General features: G+C 64.1%; 7 protein-coding genes. All 7 read left to right on the forward strand.

All coding sequences use genetic code 11. The features are described 5' to 3' along the window. Positions 1–413: tail completion protein gp17 (gene gp17 / locus SM764_RS22345; protein ID WP_369002840.1), on the forward strand; the 413-nt coding region annotated here is incomplete at its 5' end. Between the two features lie 51 nt (positions 414–464). After that, entirely contained in the window at positions 465–914 is a 450-nt protein-coding gene (locus tag SM764_RS22350; RefSeq protein WP_369002841.1) for a phage tail protein, read from the forward strand. Then, positions 911–1,282, forward strand: a complete 372-nt coding sequence (locus SM764_RS22355; RefSeq protein ID WP_369002842.1) for a GTA-gp10 family protein — start codon at positions 911–913, stop codon at positions 1,280–1,282. The genes SM764_RS22350 and SM764_RS22355 overlap by 4 nt, the downstream gene beginning before the upstream one ends. A gap of 98 nt (positions 1,283–1,380) precedes the next feature. After that, positions 1,381–1,611, forward strand: coding sequence for a hypothetical protein (locus SM764_RS22360; RefSeq protein ID WP_369002843.1), 231 nt, complete (start codon positions 1,381–1,383; stop codon positions 1,609–1,611). A gap of 1 nt (position 1,612) precedes the next feature. Then, positions 1,613–6,394, forward strand: a complete 4,782-nt coding sequence (locus tag SM764_RS22365; RefSeq protein WP_369002844.1) for a hypothetical protein — start codon at positions 1,613–1,615, stop codon at positions 6,392–6,394. After that, on the forward strand, positions 6,394–7,299 hold the full coding sequence (locus SM764_RS22370) for a hypothetical protein (RefSeq protein WP_369002845.1): 906 nt from the start codon (positions 6,394–6,396) through the stop codon (positions 7,297–7,299). The genes SM764_RS22365 and SM764_RS22370 overlap by 1 nt, the downstream gene beginning before the upstream one ends. A gap of 12 nt (positions 7,300–7,311) precedes the next feature. Continuing rightward, positions 7,312–8,304: hypothetical protein (locus SM764_RS22375; RefSeq protein ID WP_369002846.1), on the forward strand; the 993-nt coding region annotated here is incomplete at its 3' end.

The raw sequence follows: 8,304 nt of genomic DNA on the forward strand, positions 1-8,304 counted from the left end.
ATCGAAAAGACCGTGGAGCGGGCGCGGCGCAAGGCGGCGCGGGCAGGCGCATGAGCATGGAAGGCGAGCTGAAGGATCTCCTGAAGACCCTCGGGCATCCAGTGGTCTGGGGCGTCTTTGACCGTGACGTGGGCTTTCCCCGGATCAGCCTGCAGCGGATCAGCAATGTGTCGGCCTATTCCCAGACCGGGCGCGGCGATGTGGAGACCGCGCGGGTGCAGGTAAACATCCATGCCCGCACCTATGGCGAGATCATCCCACTCGCTCGGCTGGTCTCGCAGACCCTTACTGACTATCGCGGCGGGTCTGTGATCCGCTGCAAAGAGATATCCCGCAGGGATGGGACGAACCCCTCCGGCGGCGATGTGATCCGGCTTCAGATGCTGGACATTCAGGTGCGTTACCGCGCCTGACCTCTGGCCGGGTGACCGGCTCAATCAACAAATGATGGAAGGAAGAAGCCAATGGCAGAGAATGTCATTCCGGGCGATCTCGTTGACATGGAATGGTCCGTCGACGGGGTGGACGGGAACTTTGCGGTGATCAAGGGCTGCAAGACGATCGGGATCCCGGAGGTTGACCAGGAATACCGGGACCGCACCTCGCTGGACAGCCCGGGCCGGTTCAAGGAATGGGGTCTCGGCCTCAAGGATGGCGGGGAGATCACCCTCAACTGCTTTTACTCGACCGAGCTTTACAAGCAGGCCGCGGCCTATAACGCGGCAGGCAAGCCGGTGTTCTTCCGGGCCAAGCTCCCGCCGGGCGAGGGGCAGAGCACGGGCGATCTCTTTGCCTACAAGGCCTACGTGGTTCCGACGATCCCCACCACCGACCAGGACGGCGATCTGATGACCGATCTCAAGCTGCGCACCACCGGCGCGGTTGACTGGGTAGAAGGGACGGCAGCGGTATGATCAATCACGCGAAGATGAAGGTGGGCAAGACCACCCACAAGCTGAAGTTCTCCACCGCCGCACTGATGCGGATGGAAGCGGAAAATGACGGCCAGCCATTTGACGTGCTGCTGGATCGTCTGATCACCGGCAAGGGTGGTGCCTCCCTGGTGATCTCGGCGCTGGCTGCTGGTCTCAATGATGGCAAGGGGGTGGAGCGCGAAAAGGCCGTCGCCCTGGTCGATGCGGTTGGCGGGATACGCAAGGCAGTGCCCTTTGTCGGTGAGGCCATCGCGGCTGCTTTCCCTGCCGAGGCTGATCCCGACACTGATCCCGGTGAGGACGCAGAGGGAAACGGCGAGGGAAACGGGCAGGCCGCAGGGGCGTAGACTGGCAGGCGCTCTATCGGTCGTGGTGCAGGCTGGGTCTGCACCACGATGACTTTGGCGCGGTCACCCTGCGGGAATACGATCAGATCACCCGGGCAGTGATTGATGGCAAGAACGACCAGGTCCAGGCGCGCCGGGTGCTGCAGCAGGAGCTGGCGGTTCTGATCAGCCATGCATTCCACAGCCCGAAGACCATCCCCGACTTCACCAAGGCGGGGGCGGAACACTCCGGCAAAACCAAGCGGGACAAGAAGAGCGATGCGCAGGCTGTCGAGCAGCTGCGCGCCTCGCTGATGAGCCTGCACTTCCACAATCAGAAAGGGGTCTGAGATGGCCGCGATTATCGGCGCTCTTCGGGGCGTTCTGTCCATGGATTCGGCTGCCTTTGAAAGTGGCGCCAAGCGGGCTCAGTCCACCATGGGCAAGACCGAGCGGCGCATGCTGCGGATGGGCGCCAATATGGAGAAGGCCGGGCGGCGTATGTCGCTGGGCCTGACCCTGCCGCTGGCGGGCGCTGCTGCGGTGGCGGTCAAATCCAGCCTGCAGATGGTGGATGCACAGGCCAAGATGGCGCAATCCCTCGGCACCACCGTCAAATCCATGCAGGTGCTGGATCGAGCAGCGGATCTCTCGGGCGTGTCGATCGGAGAAGTGCAGCAGGCAACCATCCAGCTCACCAAGCGGTTGAGCCAGGCGGCGGGCGGATCCGGCGCCGCGGCCAAGGCGCTGAAGCGGCTGCATCTGAACGCCTCCGATCTGCAGCGCCTGCCGCTCGATGAGCGTCTGGCCCGGATCCAGGGCGCACTGGCGGAGTATGTGCCGCAGGCGGAACGCGCGGCGGTGGCCTCGGATCTCTTCGGCAGCCGGGCCGGTCTGATCTTCACCCGCATCGACAGCGCGACGCTGAAGCTGGCGGCTGAGGATGTGGGGCGGTTTGGCGTTGCGATCTCCGAGGTGGATGCGGACCGGCTGGAGACGGCCAATGATGCGATGTCGCGGATGGGTCTGGCCGGGCGGGGTCTGGCCAACCAGCTGACCATCGCGCTGGTGCCTGCGATGCAGACGGTGAGCGATGGCGCGGCTTCGGTTGCGGAATGGTTCAACGGGCTGGGCGAGGGCACCAAGCGGGTAATCGCGCTTGGTACGGCAGGCGCGGCTGCGCTGGGGCCGCTGGCGCTGGGGCTGGGCCTGACCCTCAAGCTGACCGCGCCGCTGGGTGTGGCGATGGCAGGGATGCTGTCCACCGTGGCGCTGGCGCCAGTGCGGTTCCTTGCGGCTGCAAAGTCTGCGGTGGCGCTGGAAATGGCATTGGGGGCGACAACCACGCGGGCTGCGCTTGGCAGTCTTGCCATCAAGGGATTGTCGCGGGGGCTGGTGCTGTTGCGCGGTGCGGTGATCACCACCGGGATCGGCGCGCTGGTCGTGGGCACGGGGTTCCTGGCCATGAAGTTCCACCAACTGGTCACCGCGACCGGTGGCTGGGGCATGGCGCTGCAGGCGCTTGGCGATCTCGCCTCGGGCGTCTGGCTGGGGATCAAGACCAGTGCCCGTTCGATCGGCCCTGCACTTGGCGCCGTCTGGGAGACCGTCAAGGCAGGCTTTCTGCGCATGATGGGCACGATCTCGGAAAATTGGTCGGCCTTCCTGTCGGGGCTTGCGGTTCGGGTGAAGAATATCCCGGGCATGTCGGGGGCCTTTGATGCGCTGAATGAAGCCTCAGGTCGGGCCTTTGAGGGCGTTGCGAGGTACGATGCGCTGGCGGTGCGGGCTGCAAACAGCAGCGCGGCACTGAAGAAAGAGGCCAAGGGGCTGGTGCGCGAGGGCTGGGATAAGGCCGCGGCTGCGCTCAAGACGCTGACGCTGCAAATGGACAGTGCCAATGCGGAACTGGATGCGGGCGATGACAGCGCCGATGCGTTGAAGAACAGCCTCGAGGATCTGAACAATACGCTGGATGATGGATCCGGTGGCGGCACCAAGGACAAGCTGGATAAGACGAAGAAAAAGGCAAAGGACCTGTCCGAGGAGCTGAACGGTCCGCTGTCCTCTGCGGTCGATGGCGTTGCGCGCTCCTTCGGGGACTGGGTGGCGAATGGTCTGCGGGATTTTGAGGGTCTCTGGGACGGGATCAAACAGGCGGCAAAACGCGGGCTGGCGGATCTGGCGTCCTCCTTTGCGCAGAACACGCTGAAGGTGGCGCTGGGGTTGTCGGTGACGGGATCCGGCAGCGCGGCCAGCGCAGGCACTGCGGTGCTGGGCGGTGGCGGTGGTGTGAACCCGCTGGGGATCTTGAGCAATGTCGGCGGTCTCGTTGGCGGGGGCGGTATTGCCGCCGGGATCGGCTCCGGCCTCGGCGGTGTTCTGACTGGCGGTGGCCTTGGCTCCAGCTTTGCCAACCTCGGCGGGCTGGTCAGCGGCGCTTCCAGCGGCTGGGGCGCGCTTGGGGCTGCCCTGCCTGCGGCGGGTCTCGTGCTGGGCGGCATCGCGCTTCTGGCCAAGGGTCTCAGCCGCAAATACGCAGGTTCGGGGATCCGGGGGCGCTTTGGTGCCGATGGCTTTGAAGGCTCCTCGATCGACTTCTACAAGGGCGGGTTCCTGCGCTCCAACCGCACCGACTACAAACCGCTGGAGGCGGACTTTGAAGCGGCGTTGGATCAGAGCGTCACCGGGCTGACCGATGGTGTGAAGGATATGGCGGCCTCGCTGAACCTTGGCACCAAGGCTCTGGAGGGTTTTACCAGCGAAGGCTTCACGCTCTGGACCAATGGCAAGAGCCAGGAGAAGATCCAGGAGGAACTGCAGGCGCGCATTGAAGAGACCGGCGCGGAAATGGCCGAGCTGGTGCTGGGCACGGATGACTTCAGCCGCGCCGGGGAAACCGCCCTTGATACGCTGGGGCGCCTGTCGGGCAGCCTCACTGCGGTCAACGATGCGGCGGATCTTCTGGGCCATGGTCTCTTTGATGTCTCCCTGAAGGGCGGCAATGCGGCCTCGCATCTGGTCGATCTCTTCGGCGGCGCCGAGGCCATGGCGGGATCTGTCTCGGCCTACTTCGGGGCTTTCTATTCCGAAGGCGAGCGCACGGAGGTGATCCTGCGGCGGCTGCGCGAAGAGTTCGGGGAGCTGGGCGTCGCCATGCCCGCAAGTCGGGACGGATTCCGGGAGCTGGTCGAGGGGATCGATACCACCACGGAACACGGGCGCGCGCTTTATGCAGGCCTTCTGCAGATGTCCGGCGCCATGGCCGAGGTGCTGCCGCAGGTCAGCGCTTATTCCGCCGAGCTGGCGGGCATGGTGGGGGAGATCGGCGGCGAACTTGGCGCGCAGATCGATGCGGCCCGCGCCCGGGTCTCTGAAGAACGCGCCACGGCAGAAAGCTGGCGCCGTGCGGGCAGCGGATTGCGGGATCTGGTGGATGGTCTGATCACCGGTGATCTGACCGGCGCCAGCGCGGCGCAGGCAGAGGCGGCGCAGCGGGCGCGGCTGAATGCTGCCCTGGCAGCGGTGCGCGGCGGGGATCTCTCTGCAGCGGAAAGCCTGCCGGAGCTGGCGCGGTCCTATCTGCAATCGGCTCGCGCCGGGGCGGGTTCGGCACTGGAATACCGGCGCATCGCGGCAGAGGTGCAGGGTCAGCTGCGGTTTGCGGCTGGGGTGGCGGATCTGGAAAGCGGCAATGATGAGGTTCTGGCCGGGCTTTACGAGCAGCAGATCGAGGTTCTGACCTCGCTTGGCAGCTTCCTGCAGCTTGAAGGGCTGACCGGTGATCAGATCGCGGATCTGAGCCAGGGCGTTCAGGATCTGGCAGCGGACTGGGATGGCACCGTCAGCGCATTTGAAACCTCCCTCGGCGCGCTGGAGGATGCCATCAGCCAGGCCGAGGCCTTCAGCTATGACGACCTGGTCGGCGCGCTGGATGTGGCGGTTACGCTGGCGGATGATGCGCCGCGCTGGCTGCGCAAGATGGTAGAGCAGGCAGACAGCGGGATCCGCACCACGCTGGACTTCATCATCCGCCGGGATGACCTGACGGCGGCGGACCGCTGGATTGCCACCCATGCGCTGTCGCAGCATGTGGCCAGCCTTGACCTGGTGCTGCGCGAGGATCTGGACCGGCAGACCCGCAAGCTGGTTCTCACGAACACCGAAGAGCTGCGGCGCAAGCTGATGCTGCAGCTGGGCCGGGATCTTGATCCGGACACCCGCGCCCTGGTGCTGACCCGCAGCGCCAACCTGTCGCGCCGGGTGAACGTGGCGCTGAGCCGGGAGGGCGGCGATACCGTGGAGCGGCTGACCCGCCTGCAGGATCTGATCGGGGCGCGGGGACAAGCCGGGCGGATCAGCTTTGGTGGCGCGGTGCGCCTGACGGCGGATACCGTCTTCAGCGATCTCACCTCGGCCACCGGGGATCTGCTGCAGCCGATGGAGAACCTGCGCGCCATGCTGGGGGATCTGCGCGCGGCGGTACGGCTGGACACGGCAGAGCGGCAGGCGCAGTCAAAGGTTGCCTCCCTGCAGATCCGCGGCGCCGGGCTGGCGGATCGCACAGAGGTCAAACGGGCAGGGGGCGCCGAGCTGATCGGCCAGATCGAGGATCTGCAGGCCTCCACCGGGATCAAGCTGCTGCGGGGGACAGGCGAGGACGCGATCCTGCGCCAGCGCGAGGATGGCACCATTGCCTATCGCGCCGATTACACCAGCGGCGGCGCCGGGCTGGCGGCCTTCAATGCGGCCTTCCGGGGCGCGGACGGTCTGGAGGCAAAGATCGCGGCCTACAATGAGCGGATCAGCGGCAGGAACGACCGGCTGGAGCGCCTGCGGGCGCAGATCCGGGGGCTGGGCGGAATTCCGCAGTTTGCTGCTGGCGGCGCCCATGCGGGCGGCTTGCGTATCGTGGGGGAACGCGGCTGGGAGATCGAGCGCACCGGTGCCTCCCGCATTCACAGCCATGCCGAGTCCGTTGCGATGCTGGACAACCGCTTCGTGGTGCAGAGCGTCAACGCCCTGGCCAAGCAGGTCGGGATGCAGGGGCAGAGCATGGAGCTGTTCGTGCGCAAGATTGCGCAGTTCCTGGAGAACTGGGATGAAGCCGGGCAGCCGGAGGTGCGGGTCTGATGGACTTCAACATCATTGCGCCGATGGTTGTCACCGATGCCGAGCTGACCGCCTCCAATATCCCCGAGGATGATCATCCGGAATGGGCGGCAGGCACCACCTACGCAAAGGGTGATCTGGTGATCTCGCTCACCTCGCACCGGATTTACCAGAGCATGCAGGATGGCAACCTAGGCAAGGATCCTCTGACCGATGATGGCAGCTGGTGGTTCGACCTTCGGGCCACCAACCGATGGTCTGCCTTTGATCAGCGGCGATCGAACACGGCCTCCCATGCCGATCAGATCACCTATTCGATCACCCCGACGCAGGATTGCGATGCGATCGCGCTCTTCGGCCTCACCGCCGGGTCGGTGCGGATCGAGGTCTGGGACGGTCCCAGCCAGATCTATGATCAGACTTTTGTCATGGTCGACACCGGCCATGTGGTCAGCGTCTATACTTGGTTCTTTGGCGGCATTGTTTACACCCGTCAGAAGGTTTTGAACGGCTTTCCGGGCTACATCGGCCATCGCATCGACATCACCATCGCGGCGGTCGGGGCCACGGCCAGGGTCGGCCATATCGTTCTGGGGCGGAACCATCTGCTGGGGCAGATGATGAACCTGCCGCGCATCTCCTTCGTCAGTCACAGCCGCAAGGGCTATGATGATTTTGGGGATGAGATCCTGGTGAAGCGCGGCTCCACCCGCAAGATCGAGGTGGCCTTGCTGGTGCCGACCATCCAGGCGCCGCGCGTGATGGACATCATGGCCGAGATCGATGGCCTTGCGACGGCCTTTTATGCCTCGGGCACGGGGCCAACCTACGGGATCGAGGGGCTGGGGTTCCTCGATGACCACGGCCAGCCGCTGGATGTGGCGGGCGAAAGCACCTTCCCCCTGATCATGAAAACACTGAAATAGGACACGAGAGCCATGAGCTATCCGGAGTTCTCCGACTTTCCGCCGATCCCGCAGCGATCAGCGGCGGAGGCGGATTTTGACACCAAGATGTCAGCGCTGTTCCAGCACTTTGCCACCACCCACCGGGCGGAGCTGATTGCGCTGATCGATTTCCTTAAAACCAACAGCACCATCATTGGCGGTGCGCTGAATGCCACCACCGTGGGGCTGGAAACCCCTGCAGAGGGGAAGTTTACCGGGCTGGAAGCGCCGCAGCTGGATCTGGTCAACGCCGTGTCCGGGGTCCTGGCAGTTCTGGGGGCAAGCGCATCAGATCTGAATATCGGGACCAACTCGAACCACCCGGTTGATCTGAGGGTGGCAGGGATCAGGAGTATCCTCCTGTCCACCAACGGAACCAAATCATTCTATCAGACTGACGGTTCCACTGTGGGGGTTACTATCGACGGCAGCGGAAACGTAAATACAGCCGGATTTCTTGCTGTTGGCAGGGATTACGCGTTCAGCCCACTTGACGTCGAGAATGGTGCATTGGTCTCCAGCGGAGACGTTGCAGATGATAGACGCGGGACAATCCACTTGCAGAATGTTGGCGGAACACCTGCAGATGGCGCCTTGGCGGTAGGTGTCTCTTTCAGTGGAGTAAACACCAGACGCAGACGCGCGCTTATTGCCAGCTACCAAGATGGGGAAGACGGCGACCCAACAGGACTTAGGTTCTACACCTACGTGAGTACGGCTTCGTCCAGCGATTTGGTGGTCAGTCGTATGTCACTTGACGCAGCAGGCAACCTAGGTGTGGGAGTAGAAAACCCGAGCGCTAAGGCCCACTCTCAAAGCTCTGAGGCATCCGGTATTTCTATCTTCGCAGAAGCGGTAAACGCCTCTTTTACCGGCGACACGCTCTTGGTGAGAACTTCGCGTGCTGGGTCTTCTGCGTTCGATCTCATCGATGCTCGGAGCAACGGAGGTTCTGATGCAGAATTTCGGGTGCGCGGCGATGGC

The organism is Pseudophaeobacter sp. 1A16562 (assembly GCF_041008785.1).
Classification (GTDB): Bacteria; Pseudomonadota; Alphaproteobacteria; order Rhodobacterales; family Rhodobacteraceae; genus Phycobacter; species Phycobacter gallaeciensis_A.

Coding starts and splice junctions, on each gene's coding strand:
- SM764_RS22350 (WP_369002841.1), top strand. CDS start 465: ATGGCAGAGAATGTCATTCCGGGCGATCTCGTTGACATGGAATGGTCC.
- SM764_RS22355 (WP_369002842.1), top strand. CDS start 911: ATGATCAATCACGCGAAGATGAAGGTGGGCAAGACCACCCACAAGCTG.
- SM764_RS22365 (WP_369002844.1), top strand. CDS start 1,613: ATGGCCGCGATTATCGGCGCTCTTCGGGGCGTTCTGTCCATGGATTCG.
- SM764_RS22370 (WP_369002845.1), top strand. CDS start 6,394: ATGGACTTCAACATCATTGCGCCGATGGTTGTCACCGATGCCGAGCTG.